The organism is Burkholderia ubonensis (genome assembly GCF_001718695.1).
Lineage (GTDB): Bacteria > Pseudomonadota > Gammaproteobacteria > Burkholderiales > Burkholderiaceae > Burkholderia > Burkholderia ubonensis_B.
On sequence record NZ_CP013420.1, the window covers coordinates 1,330,915 to 1,352,673 of the forward strand.

The window sequence follows — 21,759 nt, forward strand, 5'->3', positions numbered from 1 at the left end:
GCCACAACGATTTACTTCAGGTCTACATAACAACCCATCAAAAATAGTAGCGGTGCTATTGCTCCATCACGACGCCTGAGACATCAATGTCTCAGGCTCGACGGTCAAGTGCATTTGACGGAACGAGTACAGCGCACTGAACTCCGCGCTGCGAGACCACCCGCCACTCGACACGCGTCGCTTCAAATTGATTCTTCTGATGAAAAACTTGAGCCGGTCGTTCAAATCCATCACGGCCGCCTCGACCAAAAAATATCCTGTTGGCCCCTGCGTCACGAGAGCGCAGGCTCACATAGGAGCATTGATGATGAAGTCGAAGAAGGAGCAGATTAGCCGTCGCGCGCAAGTTGTCGATTTGATCAAACGCCAACCCGGCATCACGTCCGCAGAAATTGCAGACAAGCTCGGATTGGAAAGTTCCACCAAGGTCTCAACCTCCGTATGGCCGGCTGTAAGAGCCGGCCATGTACTCGTCGAGCGTATTAACCGAAACGGTCAGACCATGAATGCGCACTACATGTCTGATGACGTGCCGCCCGACGCCGTAGAACGTATCCAACAGAAAATCGTCGACGCAAAGAACGTCATTCCGATCGCGAAATCAGATGATGCACGTACCAGCGTGTTCGACACTAAGCGACTGAAAACGAAAAGCAAGTCCAGCGTCGCGAAGACTGCCCCGGCAGCAGCCCATACTACGACTCCGATCCAGAAGATGGGGCCTACGGGATTCGCCTGCGCGGTGACAAACGACGGCAGCCTGGTATTGATGCGCGAAGGGACGATCCAGTTTTCCCTCTCAAGCGTCGAGGCGACGACGTTGCAAAGCTATCTGGTGAAGCGGGCAGCCGCCAGCCTCTTCGCGAATATGGCTTGAGGATGCCGGCGACACTGCAGGCGTAATCATTTGATTCGCTCGGAGCGTCGAGCCACAACAGTGGCTCGAGTTCCAGTTGCACTTAGTTCCCTGTCGCCGACTTGGGCGCCCCGTTCGACGCAACGGCAGGCGATTGTGGCTTATCAGGCTGCTTGCCAGGCTGCACCTGCCCCTCGGTTAGCCGGTGGCTGTCGGCTTGTGCCTGCGCTTGCTTCGTGCCAAGCTTCACAGCGTTGTCGATCGAGTATTTGATCAATTCGATCAAGTCTTCGCGCTTCAGTACCGTCCCGTCAACCTTGTGGTTCAGTTGATTCATCGCGATGATGCAGATGTTGGATAGTGCCGTGTCCAAGAACGTCACCGCATTGTCCTTATCACTGAGCAGTTTGACGTTTTCCAGTACGCGATTTACCGCATTGATGTCTCCGCTCTCGCCGAGCAGCTTTGGGAGCGTTGCTGACAACCCTGTCTCGTGATCTTGACTCTTGAATGCTGCGGCAGCTTCAAAGCATCCTTGCCCGTGCCCATCGAACAGCGCAACGTTGTTGTTCGCGTTCCAGGCAACAATTGTCGTGTTGCGATCACCAGTGTCTTTCCCACCTCCGTCAGTAGTAACAAAACCTCTGTCCGTAACCATAAGACCAGAAACTAGCGGACGATCCGATGTACATGCTGTTAGTGCCAGCACTACCCCCAATGTAGCGATTGCGGTGCGGTTCATCACTTGTCCTTTTTCGTTTTTGACTCATCGATCCCCATACAGCACGGTCTCCCAGCAGTTCTTCCTGGGCCTATCAAGCATATACATGGATCAGGTCATCGCAACCGTGGAGGCCTAGTGCTTTCCCGACAACACCTAGTGCGGAAGACGATCGTGGGTGCGCACGCTTTGTCTGCAAACCCACGCGTGCTTGCGGACGCGATATTCCACCGAGTGCACAAATAGAACACAAGCCGCGCGCCGCTCACGAATCCGTCTTGTCGGCCAAAGTTCCTTGATATGGTCCGACCACCATATCGTCAGCGGGCAAACCTGCAGCATCGCCCGCATCACCTCGACGCGCGACGTCGTCAACCATTCTGTCCCACCGATCGATGACGACTGGTCTAGAATCGCGATCATTTACCGACAGCACGCAAACACCACCTCATGCAGCCCATCAGTCACCGAGAACGATACACCGCCCTGGACGGCCTTCGAGGAATGTTCGCGATACTCGTCATGGCTTTGCACTTCTTCGGGTCCGGGGCCGGATGGAGCAACTTCCCGTTCGCCAACGCGAACCTCGCCGTCGACTTCTTCTTCATGCTGTCTGGCTTTGTGCTGTGTCACGTGTACGAGCACGGGATGAAAACCAGGACGATCTCGACGGCCAAATTCATCAGCCATCGATTCGTGCGCATGTACCCCTTGCACATCGCAAGCATGATCGCGATGGGCGTGGTGGATCATCTCTACTGGGGCAAACTGCCCTACGTTGACGGCCCAGTATGGACCGGGGTTTTGAACGTCCTGTTGTTGCAAAGCATGGGCTTCACATCGCAGTGGAGTTGGAACGCCGCAAGCTGGTCCATCTCCAATGAGTTCTGGATCGGCGCGCTCATCCTGCCTGTCGTGTTTCAGAAGGTTCGGACGGAAGCCATCGTACTGGCCGCCTATGCGGGCTACTTCTTCCTGTACAACTCGGCACACACGATTCACGCTGCGTACCAGGCGCTCCCTGCCGGACTGTCGACGGGCATGGTGCGCTCGTTCAGCGGCATCCTGCTCGGCGTCGCCATCTATCGCATTGCTGCCGCTACCGCGCAAACGCCGGCGAACCCCTCGCGATGGAAGAACCTTTCTGCCTTGGTGGAAGCGCTACTGCTCGGCGGGATCGTCTACGTCGTCTATGGCGACGCACGCGGCAACATCGAATTTGAGGCACTCGCCGCCATGCCCTTCCTCATCTTCAGCGTGTCGCAGTCTGGAAGCGTGGTCGCTCGCATCCTCTCATGCCGCCCCATGAAATGGCTGGGCGAGATCAGTTACTCGGTCTACCTCGTTCATTTTCCGATGATCACGCTGGGCGTCTACCTGGGGATGATGAAAATCACCAACCCGTACATCCGCTTTGCGGCCTTTGCCGCGGTCGTGTTGACCTTGTCGACGCTTGTATATCGCTACTTTGAACGCCCGATCTACAAACGCTATCGCGACTTGTTTGTGCCCGTAGGTTATCGGGAGGAAGTCTCAGAGCGCGTCAAGGTCTAGCGCTTGCGAACTACTCATCCCAATCGGCCGGCCGCAGGATCACTGATGACCGCTTGTCTTCGCCGAAGTAATGCATTGTGCGATGCTTAACCATTCGCATGATAGATAAAAGCATTAGAACCACAGGCCGGAGCTAGGCCACAGATCAGAAGAACATCTACAAGTACTGTGAGACGGCTGAGGCGCCCCGGCGTATTCTGGCCGCAACGCATCGTTAAGGGAGGCCACATGCAAGATCACGTCGAATACTCGTATAGAAATCACTGGATATCGATTGACATGCTCGACATGAAACGAGGTCGATGGCGCTGGGCCTATTCTGTCGATGGTGCCGGCTACTACGAATCGCATGATCGGCCACTTGGGTATGCAGCAATGCTGCATGAAGCAAAGCGATCGGCCGAACGACGAGTCGATGAAATGGTCACGAAACCGGATGCTGGTTGAGAAATTCAGGGGCGGCGTCGCAGATCCGAAGTGTGATGCCAACGTGGCTGATCGACACCGTCGGCTCCGATGTGAAAAGCCCCGCTCGGGGCGGGGCTTTAAGGAGCGCGGTCGATTTCTCGATGGGTTGCCACACGTCGGAGCGTCGCACACGTACCGTCAATCTCGACCGATATTTTGTACGCTTTGTTCGATGTGACGTCGATCGTATAAATCTTAGGGTTCTTGAAGCCATTGAGGGAATGGAACCGCCGCCCCGCAGGTATAGGATCAGACATCAAATCCCGCAGAGCGTCGTCAACCTGCCCCCTCAATTCGTCGGTCAGCCCATCGTACTCCTTTTGGAAGCGCGCCTTCCGACGTATCGACTTGATCGCCAATCTAACCTCGGAGCGCTTTGATCAGGTCTTCTGCCGATGAGTACTCGCCATCCATGACTTCGTCGAGTTCTGCTTCGTGTTCGCCAAGAGTCCAACACAGTTCGTTCACAATGTTGTGGGCCGCAGACACCGAATCGAGAAGGACCTCGTACGCTTCCACCAATCCGTCTTCCGATTTCAGTTCCGGTGCGCGCGACGCTGCGTCCTTCTTCCTGAGAAGGCTCTCGTAGGATGTGTGAAGAGCGTCTCGGCCGTGCTCAAGCAGCCGAAGAATCTCTCCATCAGCGTCGATGGATCCTTCCGCACGCTTGATCGATTGGATCAGCTCTGCCGCTTCTCCGGCCAACGTATCTGCTTGGTCTCGGAGCTTGCAAACAGCATAGATCGTATCGTCGATCGCCTTTATGAGATCAACGCTACGACTGGCCTCAAACTCCACAAGTTGCCCGAAGGAGCGCAGACGCGAAACTTCCATGCGTATCATTGCAATCTCCATGGATATGATCATTACCGTACGCAATCAGGCACGATCACATTTTGCTGCGGTGCCAAACCGCGTCGCCGGATTGTACCTACGAAAATTTGAACTTGCAGTTGACAGACGAAAAATTTCTGCTCCCGAGACAAATTATCGGCCTCGGACGGCCGATTTCAAGGGGGTAACGGCACCTAGCCTTGAAATTTTTGTGACAAATCGACACAGCGAGATTTTTTGCTCCGCTCAGACCAGAGCTATTCTCACGATCTGCGGACGCTATGCCGATCGTGACGAGCGTCCCCATAGATCGTCACGCAGCCTCCTTCTCAGTGGGCCTGGTGGTCGCCCAGGTTCTCCAAATAGTCCCCCACCACTGCATCATTTTCCGGCGCTCCGGCAGGTACTCCGCATGGTTGTACGCAGCCCGGACGCCGTCGCGCTCGCTGTGCGCCAGTTGGCGCTCAATCCAGTCCCGGTTGAAATTGTGCTCATTCAGGATAGTCGACGCGAGGCCCCGGAAGCCGTGCCCCGTCATCCGTGAGTGGTAGCCCATCCGGTACAAGGCGTACAGGATCGTGTTCTCGCTCATCGGCTTCTTGGAGCTCGACCGACTCGGGAACAGGAACTGGCTGCGGCCGTTCAGTTCGCGGAGTTTCGCGATCACCTCGAGGGTCTGCTTCGACAGCGGCACGATATGCGGCGTGCGCATCTTCATCTTCTCGGCCGGGATGCGCCACTCCTTCTTCTTCTCGTCGATCTCAGTCCACTCAGCGAACCGCAGCTCGCTCGTACGAACAAATGTCAGCGCCATGAACTGCAGCGCCAGGCGCGTCTGCAAGTCGCCGTCGTACGCGCTGATCTTCTGCATGAGTTCCGGCAGTTCAGCCTCGCTCACGCGTTTCATGTGCACGACGGAACGGGTCTTCAGCGCGCCGCGGAGATCGGGAGCGGGGTCGCGCTCTGCCCGGCCGGTGGCAATGGCGTATCGAAAGATCTGGCTCGTTGCCTGAATAGTCTTGTGTGCGAGCTCGATCGCACCGCGCGACTCTATCTTTCGGATCACTGCAAGCAGCTCCGGCGCCGAGACATCGGCGATCGGTCGTGCACCGAGTCCCGGAAACAACTCGCGCTCGAGTAGCTTCATGATTCGTACAGCGTGGCCCTCACTCCACGACTGCTTTCGCTGTTCATGCCACTCCCTAGCGATGGGCTCGAACGAATTCACGCGGTCCAGGCTGCGCTGTGCCTTCACACGCTTCTTTTCGTGCGATGGATCCAGACCGCCGCGCAACTGCTCCTTGATCTCATCTCGGGCCTTACGCGCAGCCAGCAAGGTCACGGCCGGATAGACCCCGAGGGCCATCCGTTTCTCCTTACCGTCGATGCGATACTTCAACCGCCAGTACTTCGAGCCGTTCGGCATGACCTCGAGGTACATGCCTTGGCCGTCGGCCAGCTTGTAGGACTTTTCGAGAGGCTTGGCCGCACGGACGGCGACATCGGTAAGGGGCATTTGGGCATGGGGGCATTGCGATGCCCCGGATCAGGATAACTGCCCCCTACGATGCCCCCGGATTATGTGGGTGTCAATGGGAAACGATGGGCAACGCTGGTAACAAAAAGCCCCGTAAGTGCTTGACTGACGGGGATTTTTGGCAAACCATGGAAACACTTGGGAGTATGTGTGGTGCCGGGGACCGGACTCGAACCGGCAAGCCAGTTAAGGCGGCGGATTTTCGTCACACTGCTTCTTTCGAAGCCGGCCACGCCTGGGCGACGCCGTTCGTGCGCTGGACTATGCCTTCGCCATCGCGCGCGGGCTCGCTTGGTGGCCCGTGCGCCTTAGGCGCCCCCCGTCTAGTCTCTACACCTTCCTCGCGTGCGCCGCGAGGCTTGGCTCGGCGTTGCCTCGATGCCGTGCATCAGGGGTTTCGCCGAATTTGAAGGGTTCTGCACCGGCCGTTTCCGGCCGGGCACTCAATCTTTTAAGTCCGCTATGTTTACCAATTTCATCACCCCGGCAAGGGCGGACGGGATTCTACCATTGCTTCGCGCATCCGTTCCCCGATTCGGGTGCGGCGCATCGCACCGCGCCGCGCGCATGAGCGCCGCCGCCATCGCCACCGCTCGTTTCCCGCGTCGCAGCCTCCCGCCGCTACAATCGGATCGGCCACGCTCGTGCGCAACCGAACGCCCGCATCCCCGCCACGCGTTCTTGCGAAACCGCCTCGCCGCGCGTCATCGCGAAGTCACAAACGTTCTCGATAATTTCCCCGCCGAAAACGTTTACATCGCGCTTTCTTCATGACCCCGACCATCAAGGATGTGGCCGCACTCGCCGGCTTCTCGATCGCCACCGTGTCGCGCGCGCTCAACGCGCCGCATACGGTCAGCCCCGCGACGCTCGCCGCGATCCGCACGGCCATCGATACGCTGAAATTCCGCCCGAGCCCGCTCGGCCGCCAGTTGCGCGGCGAGCGCACGCGGCTCGTCGGCGTCGTGCTGCCGACGCTCGCGAACCCGGTGTTCGCCGACTGCCTGCAAGGCATCGACGAGCTCGCGACCGCGGCCGGCTTCAAGCTGATCCTGATGACGACCGAGTACGACGAGGCGCGCGAGCGCCACGCGATCGAAACGCTGCGCGAGCAGCGCGTCGAAGGGCTGATCCTGACCGTCGCCGATGCCGACACGCATCCGCTCCTCGACATGCTCGACCGCGACGGCCCGCATTACGTGCTGATGCACAACGACACGCAGCGCCGCCCGTCGGTGTCGGTCGACAACCGCCGCGCCGCCTACGACGGCGTGCGCATGCTGACGGCGCGCGGCCATCGCCGCGTGCTGATGCTCGCCGGCTCGCTCGCCGCGTCGGACCGCGCGCGGCAGCGTCATCTCGGCTGTGCGCAGGCGCTCGAGGAAAGCGGCGTCGCGCCGCTGCCGCCCGTCGAGGTCGACTTCAACGCGCCCGAGCTGCCCGACGCGGTGCTCGCGCACCTGACCGCGCGCGCGACGCGTCCGACGGCGCTCTTCTGCAGCAATGACCTGCTCGCGATGGTCGTGATGCGCGGCCTCAGGCGCGCCGGCTTCTCGGTGCCCGACGACATCTCGGTGCTCGGCTTCGACGGCATCGCGATCGGCGAGCTGCTCGCGCCGCCGCTCGCGAGCGTCGCGACGCCGAACCGCGACATCGGCCGTCATGCATGGCTGCGCCTCGTCGAAAGCATCGGCGGCGCGGCCATCGAACGCACGTCGCGGATCCTGCCGCACGCGGTCCGCGAAGGCGCGACGGTCGCGACGATCACGCCGGCCGACCTGCGCGCACGCGAAGCCTGATTGCACTGACCGCACCGACCACACGACACGCGCCCCCGCCGCGCCCCACCCGCTCACCCGGAGACCACACCATGACATTTCGACTGCCGTCCCTGCTGCGCGCGCTGATCAAACCGCTTGCGCCGCTCGCCTGCGCCGCGCTCCTCGCAGGCGCCTCCACCGCGCACGCGGAAGACACCGCGATCTGCTACAACTGCCCGCCCGAATGGGCCGACTGGGCCGCGCAGATCGCGGCGATCAAGCAGAAGACCGGCGTGCGCGTGCCGTTCGACAACAAGAACTCGGGCCAGGCGATCGCGCAGCTGATCGCCGAACAGAAGAGCCCGGTCGCGGACGTCGTCTATCTCGGCGTATCGTCGGCGTTCCAGGCGAAGGACAAGGGCGTGATCGCGCCGTACAAGCCCGCGCACTGGAACGACGTCCCCGCGAACCTGAAGGACCCGCAGGGCTACTGGTTCGCGATCCACTCGGGCACGCTCGGCTTCTTCGTCAACAAGGACGCGCTCGAAGGCAAGCCGGTGCCGCGCTCGTGGGCGGACCTGCTGAAGCCCGAATACAAGGGGATGGTCGGCTATCTCGATCCGTCGAGCGCGTTCGTCGGCTACGCGGGCGCGGTCGCCGTCAACCAGGCGCTCGGCGGCAGCCTCGACAACTTCAAGCCGGGCCTCGACTGGTTCCGCAAGCTCAAGGCGAACGCGCCGATCGTGCCGAAGCAGACCGCGTACGCGCGCGTGCTGTCGGGCGAGATTCCGATCCTGCTCTCCTACGACTTCGACGCCTATCGTGCGAAGTACAAGGATCACGCGAACGTCGAGTTCGTGATTCCGCAGGAAGGCACGATCGCGGTGCCATACGTGATGAGCCTCGTGAAGGGCGCGCCGCACGACGCGAACGGCCGGAAGGTGCTGGATTTCGTGCTGTCCGACGAAGGCCAGAAGCTGTGGGCGAACGCCTATCTGCGCCCGGTGCGCGCGCAGGCGATGAGCGCCGACGTCGCGTCGAAGTTCCTGCCGGCGAGCGACTATGCGCGCGCGAAGGCCGTCGACTTCGGCAAGATGGCCGCCGGCCAGCAGGCGTTCGGCCAGCAATACCTGCAGATCATGCAGTGACGGCGGGACGCGACCGATGCTCGACCTGACTTTTCCGCTGCGCTGGCGCATCGCGCTCGTCGCGCCCGCGCTCGCGGTGTTCGCCGCGTTCTGGCTGCTGCCGATGGCGTCGCTCGCGCGGGTGTCGGCCAACGGCGCGTTCTTCACGCAATACGCGGCGCTGCTCGGCAACGCGCGCTACATGAAGAGTCTCGGCGAGACGGTCGCGCTGTCGGCGGCCGTCACGCTCGCGACGCTCGCGCTGTCGACGATCTCCGGCTTGCTGCTCGCGCGCCGCGAGTTCGCCGGCAAGCGCGTGCTGCTCGCGCTGCTCACCTTCCCGCTCGCGTTTCCCGGCGTGGTCGTCGGCTTCATGGTGATCATGCTCGCGGGCCGGCAAGGGCTGATCGGCATGCTGTCCGCGAAGCTCGCCGGCGACAAGTGGGTGTTCGCGTATTCGGTCGCGGGCCTGTTCGCGGGCTACCTGTACTTCTCGATTCCGCGCGTGATCGTCACCGTGATCGCCGCGGCGTCGAAGCTCGATCCGTCGCTCGAGGAAGCGGCGCGCTCGCTCGGCGCGTCGCCGTGGCGCATCCTGTGCGACATCGTGCTGCCGGCGCTCGCGCCGGGCCTGATCGCGGCCGGCGCGATCTGCTTCGCGACCGCGATGGGCGCCTTCGGCACCGCGTTCACGCTCGCGACCGACCTGAACGTGCTGCCGATGACGATCTATACCGAGTTCACGCTGAACGCGAACATCGCGACGGCCGCCGGCCTGTCGATCGTGCTCGGCGTCGTCACGTGGGCCGTGCTCGCGCTCGCGCGCCAATTCACCGGCCACACCGCGGCCGCGGCCGCCTGAGGTCCATTCGATGCATTCGCTTTCCGATTCCTCCGCGCCGTCGCCGGCCCCCACCCGCGCGAACGGCGCCGCGCGACGCGCGCCGCGCGTGTCCGGCGCACGCGCGATCGCCGCGCTGCAATGGCTCGTCACGCTGCTGCTGGGCGCATTCCTGATCGTCCCCGTCGTGATGTCGGTGCTCGCGGGGCTGACCGTGAACTACTTCCGCGGCCTGTCGAGCGGCCTCACGCTGCGCTGGCTCGAACAGGTGTGGCAGCAGTATCACGGGTCGGTCATGCTGTCGCTCGTCGTCGCGTTCGCGACGCTCGCGATCGTGCTCGCCGTCGGCGTGCCGGCCGGCTACGCGCTCGCGCGCAGCAAGGGCCGCTTCGCACGCGTGATCGAGGAAGCGCTCGTGCTGCCGGTCGCGCTGCCGGGGCTCGCGTCCGCGCTCGCGCTGCTCGTCGTCTACGGCGGCTTCACCGCGTTCCGGATGAGCCTGTGGTTCATCGTCGCCGGCCACGTCGTGTTCACGCTGCCGTTCATGGTGCGCGCGGTCGCGGCCGTCGCGGCGGGCGCCGACCTGCGCACGCTCGAGGAAGGCGCGGCTAGCCTCGGCGCGTCGTTCGTCACGCGCTTCGTCACGATCGTGCTGCCGAACCTGCGGCCCGGCATCGTCGCGGGCGCGCTCGCGGTGCTCACGCTGTCGATCGGCGAGTTCAACCTCACGTGGATGCTGCACACGCCCGACACCAAGACGCTGCCGGTCGGGCTCGCCGACACCTACGCGTCGCTGCGCCTCGAAGTCGGCAGCGCGTACACGATCCTGTTCCTGCTGATGACGCTGCCGCTCCTCGTCGCGATGCAGTGGCTCGGCGTCGATCCGTCCGGCACGCGCGCGGTCAAGCGCGCGAAACGTTGAACCGGCTGAACCCGTGGCTCACATGAAACTCGATTCGATCCCGATCACCCTGACCCGCTGCGCGAAGACCTTCCGCGGCACCCGCGTGCTCGAGCCGCTCGACCTGTCGATCGGCGCGGGCGAGACGCTCGTGCTGCTCGGGCCCTCCGGCTGCGGCAAAACCACGACGCTGCGCCTGATCGCCGGCCTCGACACGCCGGACGCGGGCGGCGCGATCCTGTTCGGCGGCGACGACGTCACCCGGCTGCCGATCGAGCGCCGCCAGGTCGGCATGGTGTTCCAGAACTACGCGCTGTTTCCGAACCTGACGGTGCGCGGCAACGTCGGCTACGGACTCAGGATCCGCAATACCGAGCCGCGCGTGCTGCGCGAGCGCGTCGACGACCTGCTCGCGATGATGCGGCTCGACGCGCACGCGGAGAAGCCGATCGACCAGCTGTCCGGCGGCCAGCGCCAGCGGGTCGCGCTGGCGCGCGCGCTGGCGGTGCGGCCGAGGGTGCTGCTGCTCGACGAGCCGCTGACCGCGCTCGATGCGAAGCTGCGCGACGCGCTGCGCCGCGAGATGAACGCGCTGCTGCGCGAGCTGGGCGTGACGACCGTCTACGTGACGCACGACCAGGCCGAGGCGATGGAGCTCGGCGACCGCATCGTCGTGATGAGCGCGGGCCGCATCGAGCAGATCGGCACGCCGCGCGACATCTACTACCGGCCCGCGAACCGCGCGGTCGCGCAGTTCATCGGCACGCTGAACCGTATTGCGGGAAAATGGAAAAATGGTGCGCTCGTGACGACGGGCGGCGCGCTCGTCACGCCGCACGCCGCCGACGAATGGTTCTTCCGGCCGGAAGACGCGCAGCTCGCCGATCCCGCGCACGCGCCGCTGCGCGGCGCGGTCAGCGGCTGCGCGTTCCTCGGCGAGCGCACCCGGCTCACGATCGAGCACGCGGCGCCCGACGCGCTCGTGATCGACGTGCCGGGCCGCATCGAGCTCGCGCGCGGCACGGCCGTCGGCATCACGATCGCGGCCGACGGGCTGATCGCGCTCGGCGCCGCCGCTTGACGCACGTGCCGCACGTGACGTCCCCCATAATAAACCGATGATCCGAGGAACACGATGCTGCTTGCACACATCAGCGATCTCCACATCAAGCGACCGGGCCAGCTCGCGTACCGGCGCGTCGACACGGCCGCCGCGCTCGCGCGCTGCATCGCGCGCCTGAACGCGCTCGAGCCGCGCCCCGATGCGGTGCTCGTCACGGGCGACCTGACCGATTTCGGCAACGACGACGAATACCGTCACCTGCGCGACCTGCTCGCGCCGCTCGAGATCCCGTACTACCTGATGGTCGGCAACCACGACGACCGCGCGGCCATGCGCCGCGCGTTCGCCGATCGCCCGGAATGGCAGGACGGCGAGTTCGTGCAGTACGCGCTCGACGTCGGCGCGGTGCGCGTGCTCGCGCTCGATTCGCAGGTGCCCGGCACGAGCGCCGGCGACCTGTGCGACGCGCGCCTCGCATGGCTTGCCGGCCAACTCGACGCCGCGCGCGATCGGCCCGTGATCGTCGCGCTGCATCACCCGCCGTTCGCGTCGGGAATCGGCCATATGGATGCGCTGCGGCTCGCGCCCGCCGCCGCCGCGAAGCTCGACGCGCTGCTGCGCGGCTACCCGAACGTCGAGCGCGTGCTGTGCGGCCACGTGCACCGGACGATGTTCGCGCGCTTCGGCGGCACGATCGCGTCGGCCGTGCCGGCGCCCGCGCACCAGGTCGCGTTCGACCTGCGCGACAACGCGCCGTCGGCCTTCCGGCTCGAGCCGCCCGCGTTCGCCGTGCATCGCCATACGCCCGATGCCGGCGTGATCACGCATCACGTGTACGTCGACGAAGGCGACGGCCCGTATCCGTTCTACGAGCCGACCGGCGAGCTCGTCGACTGAGCGCGGCCGCGGCGGCGGTTCCGGCGCAGTGGCGGCCCTCGCCGCCGCTCGCACCGTCACTGCGCCGCCGGAATTGCGTGCGCACTCGGCCCGGCGAGGCCGCGACCGGCACGTTTCGCACGGCTCCGGTATCATCGGCTGCCCCGACCGATGCCCGGCGCGCGCCGGCGCCAGCCGCCGCGGCCGCACGGGTCACGTCACACCCGATCGCCCCGTATCGCCATGTCTTCCATCGCCCCCGACCGTCCGACCGACGCCGCCTCGCCCCACTATTCGCGCAGCCTGTTGTTGCTGCTCGCGACGATCGCGGGCGTATCGGTCGCGAACATCTACTACAACCAGCCGCTGCTCGACAGCTTCCGCGCGGCGTTTCCGGACCACGCGTCGTGGATCGGCGCGATACCGACCGCGACGCAGCTCGGCTATGCGGCCGGGATGTTCCTGCTCGCGCCGCTCGGCGACCGCTTCGACCGCCGCCTGCTGATCCTGCTGCAGATCGCCGGCCTGTCGGTCGCGCTGGTCGCGGCGGCCGCCGCGGCGCCATCGCTCACGGTGCTCGCCGCGGCGAGCCTCGCGATCGGCGTGCTCGCGACCATCGCGCAGCAGGCGGTGCCGTTCGCCGCGGAAATCGCGCCGCCCGCCGCGCGCGGGCAAGCGGTCGGCACCGTGATGAGCGGCCTCCTGATCGGGATCCTGCTCGCGCGCACGGCCGCCGGCTTCGTCGCCGAATACTTCGGCTGGCGCGCGGTGTTCGGCGCGTCGGTCGCCGCGCTCGTCGCGCTCGCCGCGGTGATCGTGCTGCGCCTGCCGAAGAGCTCGCCGACGTCGACGCTGCCGTACGGCAAGCTGCTCGGCTCGATGTGGCATCTCGCGGCCGAGTTGCGCGGGCTGCGCGAAGCATCGCTGACGGGCGCCGCGATCTTCGCGGCGTTCAGCGCGTTCTGGCCGGTGCTCACGCTGCTGCTCGCCGGCGCGCCGTTCCATCTCGGGCCGCAGGCGGCTGGCCTGTTCGGCATCGTCGGCGCGGCGGGCGCGCTCGCCGCGCCCTATGCGGGCCGCATTGCCGACAAGCGCGGGCCGCGCGCGATCATCTCGCTCGCGATTGCGCTGGTCGCGCTGTCGTTCGTGATCTTCGCGCTGTCCGGCGCGAGCATCGCCGGGCTCGTGACCGGCGTGATCGTGCTCGACGTCGGCGTTCAGGCCGCGCAGATCTCGAACCAGTCGCGCATCTATGCGCTGAAGCCCGACGCGCGCAGCCGCGTCAACACGGTGTACATGGTGTGCTATTTCATCGGCGGCGCGCTCGGCTCGTCGGCCGGCGTCGCCGCGTGGCGCGCGTTCGGCTGGACCGGCATGTGCGCGGCGGGGCTGGCGTTCGCCGCGCTCGCCGGCGCGTGCCACCATCGGGGCGGCAAGCGCGGCGGCTAAGCGGCGGTCGCGCGTGTCGCCGTCACGCGTCGGCCGCCGGAGCGCCGGGCACCGGCTTGACGCTCGACGCGGGCGCTGACGCATAGGTCGCCGCCTGCGTCGGCTCGGGTGCGGACGGCGGCGGCGTCGCCTGCGTCGGTGCAGACGCTGACGTCGATGTCGTTGCAGGCGCCGGCGCCGTGGCGGGCTCCGGCGCGGATGCGGTGGACGCGGTCACGGGCGCCGAGACGCTCGCCGACGCCGTCTGCGACACGCGCCGCCGCGCCGGGTCGAACACGAACGACAGCCCGACGCTGCCGAGGATCGCGACCGTCGCGATCACGGTCGCCATCGTCACCGGCTCGCCGAGCATCAGCGCACCGATCGCGACCGCGACGATCGGGTTCACGTACATGCAGCTGCTCGCGATGATCGGGCTCGTGTGGCGGATCAGGTAGCCGTACGCGACGTACGCGGCCATCGTGCAGAACACCATCAGGTACAGGAACGCGAATACCGGCCCCGCCGCGAGGTGCTCGATGCGCTCGCCGAGCAGCCACGCGGCGAGCGTCGACATCAGGCCGCCGAGGCCGATCTGCAGCGACGTGGACAGGAACAGGTCGGACGGCAGCTTGAGCCGCGTCGACAGATGCGCGCCGCCCGCCCAGAACAGCGCGCCGGCCAGCACGCAGATCGTGCCGAGCGCCGAATTCGTCGCGGCCGCGCGCCGCCCGAATTCAGCACGACGATGCCGACCATCCCGAGCGCGACGGCCACCCATTCGCCCTTCGTCACGGGCCGCCCCGCGACGGCCGCGATCACGGTCGCGAACAGCGGCACCGTGGCGACCATCACCGCGGCCGAGCCGCTGCTGACCGTGCGCATCCCGAGCGCGATCGTGCCGGACGACAGCGCGACGAGCATCGTGCCGACGATCGCCGTGTTGCGAATCTCGACGAGCGTCGGCCATTCCGGCTTGCGCCGCAGCGCGAAGATGAACAGGCCGATGCCGCCGAGCAGGTTGCGCAGCCCCGACAGCAGCAGCGGCGGGAACGACTGCAGCGCGAAGTGCAGGCCGCTGTAGGTCGAGCCCCACACGAAGTAGATGAACACGAGCGCGAGCGCGACGCGGCCGCCGCGGCTTTGCGGCAGGCGGATGCGCAATGGCAGTCGGGGCAGCCGGGCGAAGAAATCGAGGAGGCGGTCGAGCGGCGTCATCGTTCAGCCTGCCCGCACGGCAGGTGGCGCGCTCCGCTGCAAGACGCCGGAGCAACCGGCAAGCGGCCCAGACGGGACCGGGGAAGCGGGGACGAGCGTGCGGAACGACATGACAGTGCGAACGGCGACGAATAGGAACCGGCAAGCGGCGGCAGAGGGTCGGACAAGATGTGCGCGCACGGCATCGTGCGCGCATGCTCGGCATTATGGCATCAAGGATTCGAAAGGATCGCCCGGCCCGGCCGAAAGGATGTCGACTGACGTTTCGGCGCGACATTTGCGGGCGCGGCACGGGTGAGGTGGGACGCCGCGGGTACGTCGGGCGTGTGCCGACGGCCGGCTCGGGCGGCCGCCGCGCGACGCCGCCCACCATCACGCACCATCGCCCACCATCGCGCGCGGTGCGCCGCCGTGACGCACCGCCCCGCCCCGCACCGCCCCGCCGCTCACGATCCGCCGAACCAGTTGTACCCCTGGTCGACCCAGTACCCGCCCGGATACGTATTGGTCACGAAGATTTCCATGATGTGCTTCGGGTTCTTGTAGCCGAGCTTGGTCGGCATCCGCAGCTTCATCGGAAAGCCGAATTCGGGCGGCAGGCGACGCCCGTCGTACTCGAACGTCAGCAGCGTCTGCGGATGCAGCGCGGTCGGCATGTCGATGCTCTCGTAGTAATCGTCCGCGCATTTGAAGCCGACGTACTTCGCGCTCGTATCCGCGCCGACGCGCGCGAGGAACGCGCCGAACGGCGTGCCGCCCCAGCGCCCGATCGCGCTCCATCCCTCGACGCAGATGTGCCGCGTGATCTGCTCCGCATGCGGCAGCGCATACAGCTCGTCGAGCGTCCACACGCGCTTGCCGCTCACGCGGCCGGACAGCGCGAGCCGGTACGTCGCCGCATCGACGTGCGGCACCTCGTCGATCCCGTAGTACGCGTTGAACGGGAACGGCCGCGTCAGGTCCGCTTCGGTATAGGTCGGCGCAAGCCGGTCCGGGCTGAACAGCCATGCCTGCACGCGGTCGTTCATCCGCGACACCTTCTCGAGAAACGCGTTGACCGACGCATCGTCCTGCAGCGTGCAGCCGGACAGCATCGCGAGGCCGCCGAGCGTCAGGATGCGGCGATTGAACAGGCGCCGCGACGGCATCGCGAGCTCGCGCCGCACGTCGAGCGCGAGCGATTGCCGGTCGAGCGTCCACGGCCGGCGCTCGCCGGGGGATTCGGATTCGGACATGATGAGTTCCTCGATCGTGAGCAGACGAATCAGCGGCCGCGCAGCATCGCGAGCAGCGAGCGCGGCACCAGCAGCGCCATCGCGACGTGCACGACGAAGAACGCGACGAGCACCGACATCGCCCAGAAATGCACGACGCGCGCGCTGTCGTAGCCGCCGAGCAGCGTGCGCAGCAGCGGAAACTGCACCGACTTCCAGATCACGAGACCGGACAGCACCAGCACCACGAGATCGACGATCGCGGTCAGATAGGCCGCACGCTGCACCGCGTTGTAGACGCTCAGGTCGTCGTGCGACAGCTTGCCGTGCAGCGCGGCGCGCAAGTCGCGCCACACGGCGGCCGGCGTGACCGGCCAGAACTTGCGCGCGAGGCGTCCGGTCGCGATCGCCATCGTCAGGTAGAAGATCCCGTTGCCCGCGAGCAGCCACATCGCCGCGAAATGCCATTGCAACGCTCCGCCGAGCCAGCCGCCCAGCGTGATGCCGTGCGGGAACGCGAACGGCGGATAGATCGGCGACGCATCGTAGATGCGCCAGCCGGACAGCACCATCACGATCGCGGCGAGCGCGTTGAGCCAGTGGCACACGCGCACCCACGGCGGGTGGATCGAGCGCGCGGGCGGCGTCGCGGCCGCGGGCCCGGTGGCGTGAACGGTTTGCATGATGACGACTCCTCCAGTGGCGCGGCTGCCGCGCCGGCCGGGCGGCGCCCGCTGTCGCGAACGCATGACCGGGCCGGCGGCACGTGCCGCGCGCGAACCATCCCGTCAGTTGGACGGGCTCATCTTGTCGTCCTGCTTCGGCTTGCCCATCTCGTCGTGCGACATGGCGCCCTTCTTCATCGCGTGCTTCTGCTTCTTCATGCCGTCCTTCTGCATCCCTTCGTCCTTCGACATCGCTTCGTGGCCCATCGCGTCCTTCGACATCGGCGCCTGATCCTTCGACATCGCGTCGTTCTGCGCATAAGCGCCCGTCACCGCGAACGCAAGGCCGGCGACGCAGGCTGCCATCAGTGCTTTTTTCATGACATCACTCCAGTACATGGGTTCAAGGAGCCGAATAGACGGACGACGCGGCGCCATATGACAGGCCGTCGCGAAATTTTTTCGCGACGCGCGCAGCCGCGCGATGCTGCGGCCGTGCATCCGGCACGGATCTGTCCCCGGTTGAAACCGCCGCGAAGCCGGTGTATCGTGTGCGCTTGCTAACGCGGGGGTCCTGCAATGCGCCCGGTCAACAAACCGGCAATTGCGGGTGAGAAATACCCTTTGAACCTGATCTGGATAATGCCAGCGCAGGGAAGCGTACGGGCTTCGCCGCCATCCCTCTGACGAAACCCGCCGCCTCACGAATCTCGTCTCCTGCTTAGCGAGCGCCCCACATCAGGAGATCGCATGAACGCCAATCCGAAGTTTCTGTCCGCCGACGCGCACGTCGACGCCGCTGCCGTCGCGCCGCTGCCGAATTCGCGCAAGATTTACGTGACGGGGTCGCAGCCCGACATCCGCGTGCCGATGCGCGAGATCACGCAGTCCGACACGCCGACCGGCTTCGGCGGTGAAAAGAATCCGCCCATTTACGTCTACGATACGTCGGGCCCGTACACAGATCCAGAAGCGAAGATCGACATCCGCGCGGGCCTGCCCGCGCTGCGCCAGCGCTGGATCGAAGCGCGCGGCGACACCGAAACGCTGTCGGGCCTCACGAGCGAGTACGGCCGCGAACGCGCGGCCGACCCGGCCACGGCCGACCTGCGCTTCCCGGGCCTGCACCGCCATCCGCGCCGCGCGCAGGCCGGCAAGAACGTCACGCAGATGCACTATGCGCGCCAGGGCATCATCACGCCGGAAATGGAATACATCGCGATCCGCGAGAACCAGCGCCGCGCCGAGTACCTGGAAAGCCTGAAGGCGAGCGGCCCGAACGGCGCGAAGCTCGCCGCGATGATGGGCCGCCAGCATGCGGGCCAGGCGTTCGGCGCCGCCGCATTCGGCCCCAATGCGCTCACCGAGATCACGCCGGAATTCGTGCGCTCGGAAGTGGCGTGCGGCCGCGCGATCATCCCCGCGAACATCAACCACCCGGAATCCGAGCCGATGATCATCGGCCGCAACTTCCTCGTGAAGATCAACGCGAACATCGGCAACTCGGCCGTCACGTCGTCGATCGGCGAGGAAGTCGACAAGATGACGTGGGCGATCCGCTGGGGCGGCGACACGGTGATGGACCTGTCGACCGGCAAGCACATCCATGAAACGCGCGAGTGGATCATCCGCAACAGCCCGGTGCCGATCGGCACGGTGCCGATCTACCAGGCGCTCGAGAAGGTCAACGGCAAGGCCGAGGACCTGACCTGGGAAATCTTCCGCGACACGCTGATCGAGCAGGCCGAGCAAGGCGTCGACTACTTCACGATCCACGCGGGCGTGCGCCTGCAGTACGTGCCGCTCACCGCGAACCGGATGACGGGCATCGTGTCGCGCGGCGGCTCGATCATGGCGAAGTGGTGCCTCGCGCATCACAAGGAAAGCTTCCTGTACGAGCACTTCGAAGAGATCTGCGAAATCATGAAGGCGTACGACGTGAGCTTCTCGCTCGGCGACGGCCTGCGCCCCGGCTCGATCTACGACGCGAACGACGAAGCGCAGCTCGGCGAGCTGAAGACGCTCGGCGAGCTCACGCAGATCGCGTGGAAGCATGACGTGCAGGTGATGATCGAAGGCCCGGGCCACGTGCCGATGCAGCTGATCAAGGAAAACATGGATCTGCAGCTCGACTGGTGCAAGGAAGCGCCGTTCTACACGCTCGGGCCGCTGACGACCGACATCGCGCCGGGCTACGACCACATCACGTCGGGCATCGGCGCCGCGATGATCGGCTGGTTCGGCACCGCGATGCTGTGCTACGTGACGCCGAAGGAGCACCTCGGCCTGCCGAACAAGGACGACGTGAAGGAAGGCATCATCACGTACAAGCTCGCCGCGCACGCCGCGGATCTCGCGAAGGGCCACCCGGGCGCGCAGGTGCGCGACAACGCGCTGTCGAAGGCGCGCTTCGAGTTCCGCTGGGAAGACCAGTTCAACCTCGGCCTCGATCCGGACAAGGCGCGCGAATTCCACGACGAAACGCTGCCGAAGGATTCGGCGAAGGTCGCGCACTTCTGCTCGATGTGCGGCCCGCACTTCTGCTCGATGAAGATCACGCAGGACGTGCGCGAGTTTGCGGCGCAGCAAGGCGTGTCCGAAACCGAAGCGCTGAAGAAAGGGATGGAGGTCAAGGCCGTCGAGTTCGTGAAGACCGGCGCCGAGATCTATCACCGCCAGTAAGCGGACATGCGGAGGCCGCGGCTCGCACGGGCCGCGGCCCCGCACACGTCTGCCGACGCCTGCACGAGCCCGCTTTCGAGCGGGCTTTGTTTTGCGCGTTCGTCGCATCGCGCATGCCTGCCCGCGGGCGAGAAACAATTCATTACGAAAGCGCCCGAGCCTTAACAAGTCCTTACAGCAGCATGACGGGACGGCGGGTAGATTGGCCATATGCACAGCCTCGATACGGTCGTGCGACCTCCCTCCACTACCACAAGGACAACGATCATGAACTCGATCCGACGTATTGGGGTGTACGCACTGCTCGTCGCGACGATGGCCAGCCTGACGGCGTGCGACTCGATGACGAGACGTCAACGCGACACGGCCATCGGCGCGGGCGTCGGCGGCGTCGCCGGTGCGGCGATCGGCGGCAATGCGCTGTCGACCCTCGGCGGCGCAGCCGCCGGCGGCATCATCGGCAACCAGATCGGCAAGTAAGCGTACGCTCAGGCTCATTCCAGGTCGCCGCCGCGCGCGGCGGCTTGGGCAAAACGGCGTTTCCGCGGTGCGGAAACGCCGTTTCGCATTGGCGGGCACGCATTGGCACATTGCGCGGCGATGCCCCCGGAAACGCGCCGTTACCCTTTCGCTCGCCGATGCGTCGCCGTGCGGGCTAAGCTGAAGCATCGGCTCCCGCCGGAGAAACATCATGACCAGGACCCTCGTCGCCACGGCGCTCGCATGCGCAGCCCTCGCCGGCTGCTACTACCCGTACGGCTACTATCCGTCCGGCTATTACGCGGCGGCGCCCGTCCAGACCGCGCCGGTGTATGTCGAGCCCGCGCCCGCCTACTATTATCCGGCGCCCGCCTATGCGCCGGCCTGGGGCGGCTGGTGGGGGCCGGCGGTTTCGCTCAATTTCGGCTTCGGCGGGCGCGGCGGCTGGCGCCACCATTGATGCACCGGGGCGCGGCCGGGCGGGCGCGCGCGCCGAGGTCCCGTTTCTTGTCGTTTCATCCGATCGTGAAACGAACGCGCGATCCTGCGGTGTAACATCCACCGCATTCCTCCTCTCGCCGGCCGCCCGATGTCGCCCAAGAACGCCCTTCTGCTGACCGTGCTCGCCGCCCTGTGGGGCGCGTCGTTCCTGTTCATCCGAATCGGCGTCGCCGAGTTCGGCGTCGCGCCGCTGATGGTGCTGCGCGTCGGCATCGGCGCGCTGTTCCTGCTCGGGCTCGCGCTGACGCGCATTGCGCCCGCCGCGCTCGGCGCGCAACTGCGCCGCCATGCATGGCCGCTGTTCGTCGTCGGCGCGCTCAATTCCGGCGTGCCGTTCTGCCTGTTCGCGTTCGCGGAACTCACGCTGTCGGCCGGCGTGACGTCGGTGATCAACGCGACGACGCCGCTGTGGGGCGCGCTCGTCGCGTACCTGTGGCTGAAGGACAAGCTGTCGCTGCCGCGCGCGCTCGGCCTCGTGATCGGCTTCGCCGGCGTGCTCACGCTCGTCTGGGACCAGGTTGCGAGCGCGCACGGCGGCGCGGGCGCGGGCGCGACCGCGCTCGCCGCGGCCGCGGCGCTCGGCGCGACGCTGCTGTACGGCATCGCGGCCAACTACACGAAGCGCAAGCTGAGCGGCGTCGACCCGCTCGTCAACGCGACCGGCAGCATGATCGGCTCGACGGCGCTGCTGCTGCCGTTCGCGATCGCGACCTGGCCGGCCGCGCCGGTCGGCGCGCACGCGTGGGGCGCCGTCCTCGGCCTCGGCATCGCGTGCACGGGCATCGCGTATTTCATCTTCTTCTACCTGATCGCGCACGTCGGGCCGGCCCGCGCGATCACCGTGACGTTCGTGATCCCGGTGTTCGGCCTGTTGTGGGGCGCGCTGTTCCTCGGCGAACACGTGTCGGCCGTGATGCTCGAGGGCTGTGCGATCGTGCTCGCCGGCACGGCGCTCGCGACCGGCGTGATCAGACGGATTCCGGGCTTCGGCCCGCGCGGCGGCGAGGCGGCCTGAGCGGCGTGCGGCTGACGC

At 65.8% G+C, this 21,759-nt stretch carries 20 protein-coding genes, 1 pseudogene and 1 riboswitch; of the genes and pseudogenes, 14 read left to right on the plus strand and 7 right to left on the minus strand.

From position 1 onward, the window contains the following. The first annotated feature begins 304 nt into the window (after positions 1 to 304). The gene (locus WJ35_RS05995; protein WP_155121878.1) at positions 305 to 877 is read left to right on the plus strand and encodes a hypothetical protein; all 573 of its coding nucleotides are present in this window, start codon (positions 305 to 307) and stop codon (positions 875 to 877) included. Between the two features lie 82 nt (positions 878 to 959). Here the strand turns inward: WJ35_RS05995 and WJ35_RS31085 are convergent, their stop codons facing one another. Further along, positions 960 to 1,598 carry a hypothetical protein gene (locus WJ35_RS31085; protein ID WP_155121879.1) on the minus strand — a complete coding sequence of 213 codons (639 nt, stop codon included), beginning with the start codon at positions 1,596 to 1,598 and terminating at the stop codon, positions 960 to 962. Between the two features lie 501 nt (positions 1,599 to 2,099). Here WJ35_RS31085 and WJ35_RS06005 point away from each other — a divergent pair. After that, on the plus strand, positions 2,100 to 3,131 hold the full coding sequence (locus tag WJ35_RS06005) for an acyltransferase family protein (RefSeq protein WP_196222090.1): 1,032 nt from the start codon (positions 2,100 to 2,102) through the stop codon (positions 3,129 to 3,131). Between the two features lie 279 nt (positions 3,132 to 3,410). After that, positions 3,411 to 3,578: a hypothetical protein gene (locus WJ35_RS31090; RefSeq protein ID WP_155121880.1), complete on the plus strand. Its 168-nt coding sequence runs from the start codon at positions 3,411 to 3,413 to the stop codon at positions 3,576 to 3,578. A 381-nt stretch (positions 3,579 to 3,959) separates the two neighbouring features. Here the strand turns inward: WJ35_RS31090 and WJ35_RS06015 are convergent, their stop codons facing one another. Together WJ35_RS06015 and WJ35_RS06020 are read right to left on the minus strand one after the other, a co-directional pair. Further along, positions 3,960 to 4,454, minus strand: coding sequence for a hypothetical protein (locus WJ35_RS06015; RefSeq protein WP_155121881.1), 495 nt, complete (start codon positions 4,452 to 4,454; stop codon positions 3,960 to 3,962). 292 nt (positions 4,455 to 4,746) lie between these two features. Continuing rightward, entirely contained in the window at positions 4,747 to 5,949 is a 1,203-nt protein-coding gene (locus WJ35_RS06020) for a tyrosine-type recombinase/integrase (RefSeq protein WP_069238910.1), read from the minus strand. Between the two features lie 791 nt (positions 5,950 to 6,740). On the opposite strand from WJ35_RS06020, the gene WJ35_RS06025 reads away from it, so the two are divergent. From WJ35_RS06025 to WJ35_RS06055, 7 genes are all read left to right on the plus strand, one after another. Then, positions 6,741 to 7,769 carry a substrate-binding domain-containing protein gene (locus WJ35_RS06025; protein ID WP_059723445.1) on the plus strand — a complete coding sequence of 343 codons (1,029 nt, stop codon included), beginning with the start codon at positions 6,741 to 6,743 and terminating at the stop codon, positions 7,767 to 7,769. 71 nt (positions 7,770 to 7,840) lie between these two features. Then, positions 7,841 to 8,878, plus strand: coding sequence for an ABC transporter substrate-binding protein (locus tag WJ35_RS06030; RefSeq protein ID WP_060234487.1), 1,038 nt, complete (start codon positions 7,841 to 7,843; stop codon positions 8,876 to 8,878). Between the two features lie 16 nt (positions 8,879 to 8,894). After that, on the plus strand, positions 8,895 to 9,719 hold the full coding sequence (locus tag WJ35_RS06035) for an ABC transporter permease (protein WP_060234488.1): 825 nt from the start codon (positions 8,895 to 8,897) through the stop codon (positions 9,717 to 9,719). A gap of 10 nt (positions 9,720 to 9,729) precedes the next feature. Then, positions 9,730 to 10,620: an ABC transporter permease gene (locus tag WJ35_RS06040; protein ID WP_060234489.1), complete on the plus strand. Its 891-nt coding sequence runs from the start codon at positions 9,730 to 9,732 to the stop codon at positions 10,618 to 10,620. Positions 10,621 to 10,642: 22 nt separating this feature from the next. Beyond that, entirely contained in the window at positions 10,643 to 11,680 is a 1,038-nt protein-coding gene (locus WJ35_RS06045) for an ABC transporter ATP-binding protein (protein ID WP_060234490.1), read from the plus strand. Between the two features lie 54 nt (positions 11,681 to 11,734). Continuing rightward, on the plus strand, positions 11,735 to 12,559 hold the full coding sequence (locus WJ35_RS06050; protein ID WP_060234491.1) for a phosphodiesterase: 825 nt from the start codon (positions 11,735 to 11,737) through the stop codon (positions 12,557 to 12,559). Positions 12,560 to 12,781: 222 nt separating this feature from the next. Then, entirely contained in the window at positions 12,782 to 13,987 is a 1,206-nt protein-coding gene (locus WJ35_RS06055) for an MFS transporter (RefSeq protein ID WP_069238911.1), read from the plus strand. A 22-nt stretch (positions 13,988 to 14,009) separates the two neighbouring features. On the opposite strand, the pseudogene WJ35_RS06060 reads toward WJ35_RS06055, so the two are convergent. The 4 genes and pseudogenes from WJ35_RS06060 to WJ35_RS06075 all read right to left on the minus strand — a co-directional run bounded on the left by WJ35_RS06060 (position 14,010) and on the right by WJ35_RS06075 (position 17,444). Beyond that, positions 14,010 to 15,184, minus strand: a pseudogene (locus tag WJ35_RS06060) (EamA family transporter). A gap of 446 nt (positions 15,185 to 15,630) precedes the next feature. Further along, positions 15,631 to 16,419 carry a molybdopterin-dependent oxidoreductase gene (locus WJ35_RS06065; RefSeq protein WP_069238912.1) on the minus strand — a complete coding sequence of 263 codons (789 nt, stop codon included), beginning with the start codon at positions 16,417 to 16,419 and terminating at the stop codon, positions 15,631 to 15,633. Between the two features lie 29 nt (positions 16,420 to 16,448). After that, on the minus strand, positions 16,449 to 17,081 hold the full coding sequence (locus WJ35_RS06070) for a cytochrome b/b6 domain-containing protein (protein ID WP_060234496.1): 633 nt from the start codon (positions 17,079 to 17,081) through the stop codon (positions 16,449 to 16,451). A gap of 105 nt (positions 17,082 to 17,186) precedes the next feature. Next, the gene (locus tag WJ35_RS06075) at positions 17,187 to 17,444 is read right to left on the minus strand and encodes a pentapeptide MXKDX repeat protein (protein ID WP_060234497.1); all 258 of its coding nucleotides are present in this window, start codon (positions 17,442 to 17,444) and stop codon (positions 17,187 to 17,189) included. 176 nt (positions 17,445 to 17,620) lie between these two features. Continuing rightward, positions 17,621 to 17,738: riboswitch (TPP riboswitch) on the plus strand. Between the two features lie 75 nt (positions 17,739 to 17,813). Here WJ35_RS06075 and thiC point away from each other — a divergent pair. From thiC to WJ35_RS06095, 4 genes are all read left to right on the plus strand, one after another. Next, the gene (gene thiC, locus WJ35_RS06080) at positions 17,814 to 19,745 is read left to right on the plus strand and encodes a phosphomethylpyrimidine synthase ThiC (protein WP_042583550.1); all 1,932 of its coding nucleotides are present in this window, start codon (positions 17,814 to 17,816) and stop codon (positions 19,743 to 19,745) included. A gap of 267 nt (positions 19,746 to 20,012) precedes the next feature. After that, on the plus strand, positions 20,013 to 20,225 hold the full coding sequence (locus WJ35_RS06085) for a glycine zipper 2TM domain-containing protein (protein ID WP_029226608.1): 213 nt from the start codon (positions 20,013 to 20,015) through the stop codon (positions 20,223 to 20,225). Positions 20,226 to 20,436: 211 nt separating this feature from the next. Next, entirely contained in the window at positions 20,437 to 20,685 is a 249-nt protein-coding gene (locus WJ35_RS06090) for a hypothetical protein (protein ID WP_069238913.1), read from the plus strand. Between the two features lie 129 nt (positions 20,686 to 20,814). Continuing rightward, the gene (locus WJ35_RS06095; protein WP_069238914.1) at positions 20,815 to 21,741 is read left to right on the plus strand and encodes a DMT family transporter; all 927 of its coding nucleotides are present in this window, start codon (positions 20,815 to 20,817) and stop codon (positions 21,739 to 21,741) included. Positions 21,742 to 21,759: the final 18 nt, after the last annotated feature.

Coding starts and splice junctions, on each gene's coding strand:
- WJ35_RS06075 (WP_060234497.1), bottom strand. CDS start 17,444: ATGAAAAAAGCACTGATGGCAGCCTGCGTCGCCGGCCTTGCGTTCGCG.
- WJ35_RS06050 (WP_060234491.1), top strand. CDS start 11,735: ATGCTGCTTGCACACATCAGCGATCTCCACATCAAGCGACCGGGCCAG.
- WJ35_RS06035 (WP_060234488.1), top strand. CDS start 8,895: ATGCTCGACCTGACTTTTCCGCTGCGCTGGCGCATCGCGCTCGTCGCG.
- WJ35_RS31085 (WP_155121879.1), bottom strand. CDS start 1,598: ATGAACCGCACCGCAATCGCTACATTGGGGGTAGTGCTGGCACTAACA.
- WJ35_RS06090 (WP_069238913.1), top strand. CDS start 20,437: ATGACCAGGACCCTCGTCGCCACGGCGCTCGCATGCGCAGCCCTCGCC.
- WJ35_RS06015 (WP_155121881.1), bottom strand. CDS start 4,454: ATGGAGATTGCAATGATACGCATGGAAGTTTCGCGTCTGCGCTCCTTC.
- WJ35_RS06045 (WP_060234490.1), top strand. CDS start 10,643: ATGAAACTCGATTCGATCCCGATCACCCTGACCCGCTGCGCGAAGACC.
- WJ35_RS06055 (WP_069238911.1), top strand. CDS start 12,782: ATGTCTTCCATCGCCCCCGACCGTCCGACCGACGCCGCCTCGCCCCAC.
- WJ35_RS06070 (WP_060234496.1), bottom strand. CDS start 17,081: ATGCAAACCGTTCACGCCACCGGGCCCGCGGCCGCGACGCCGCCCGCG.
- WJ35_RS06030 (WP_060234487.1), top strand. CDS start 7,841: ATGACATTTCGACTGCCGTCCCTGCTGCGCGCGCTGATCAAACCGCTT.
- WJ35_RS31090 (WP_155121880.1), top strand. CDS start 3,411: ATGCTCGACATGAAACGAGGTCGATGGCGCTGGGCCTATTCTGTCGAT.
- WJ35_RS06020 (WP_069238910.1), bottom strand. CDS start 5,949: ATGCCCCTTACCGATGTCGCCGTCCGTGCGGCCAAGCCTCTCGAAAAG.
- WJ35_RS05995 (WP_155121878.1), top strand. CDS start 305: ATGATGAAGTCGAAGAAGGAGCAGATTAGCCGTCGCGCGCAAGTTGTC.
- WJ35_RS06065 (WP_069238912.1), bottom strand. CDS start 16,419: ATGTCCGAATCCGAATCCCCCGGCGAGCGCCGGCCGTGGACGCTCGAC.
- thiC (WP_042583550.1), top strand. CDS start 17,814: ATGAACGCCAATCCGAAGTTTCTGTCCGCCGACGCGCACGTCGACGCC.
- WJ35_RS06085 (WP_029226608.1), top strand. CDS start 20,013: ATGAACTCGATCCGACGTATTGGGGTGTACGCACTGCTCGTCGCGACG.
- WJ35_RS06005 (WP_196222090.1), top strand. CDS start 2,100: ATGGCTTTGCACTTCTTCGGGTCCGGGGCCGGATGGAGCAACTTCCCG.
- WJ35_RS06025 (WP_059723445.1), top strand. CDS start 6,741: ATGACCCCGACCATCAAGGATGTGGCCGCACTCGCCGGCTTCTCGATC.
- WJ35_RS06040 (WP_060234489.1), top strand. CDS start 9,730: ATGCATTCGCTTTCCGATTCCTCCGCGCCGTCGCCGGCCCCCACCCGC.
- WJ35_RS06095 (WP_069238914.1), top strand. CDS start 20,815: ATGTCGCCCAAGAACGCCCTTCTGCTGACCGTGCTCGCCGCCCTGTGG.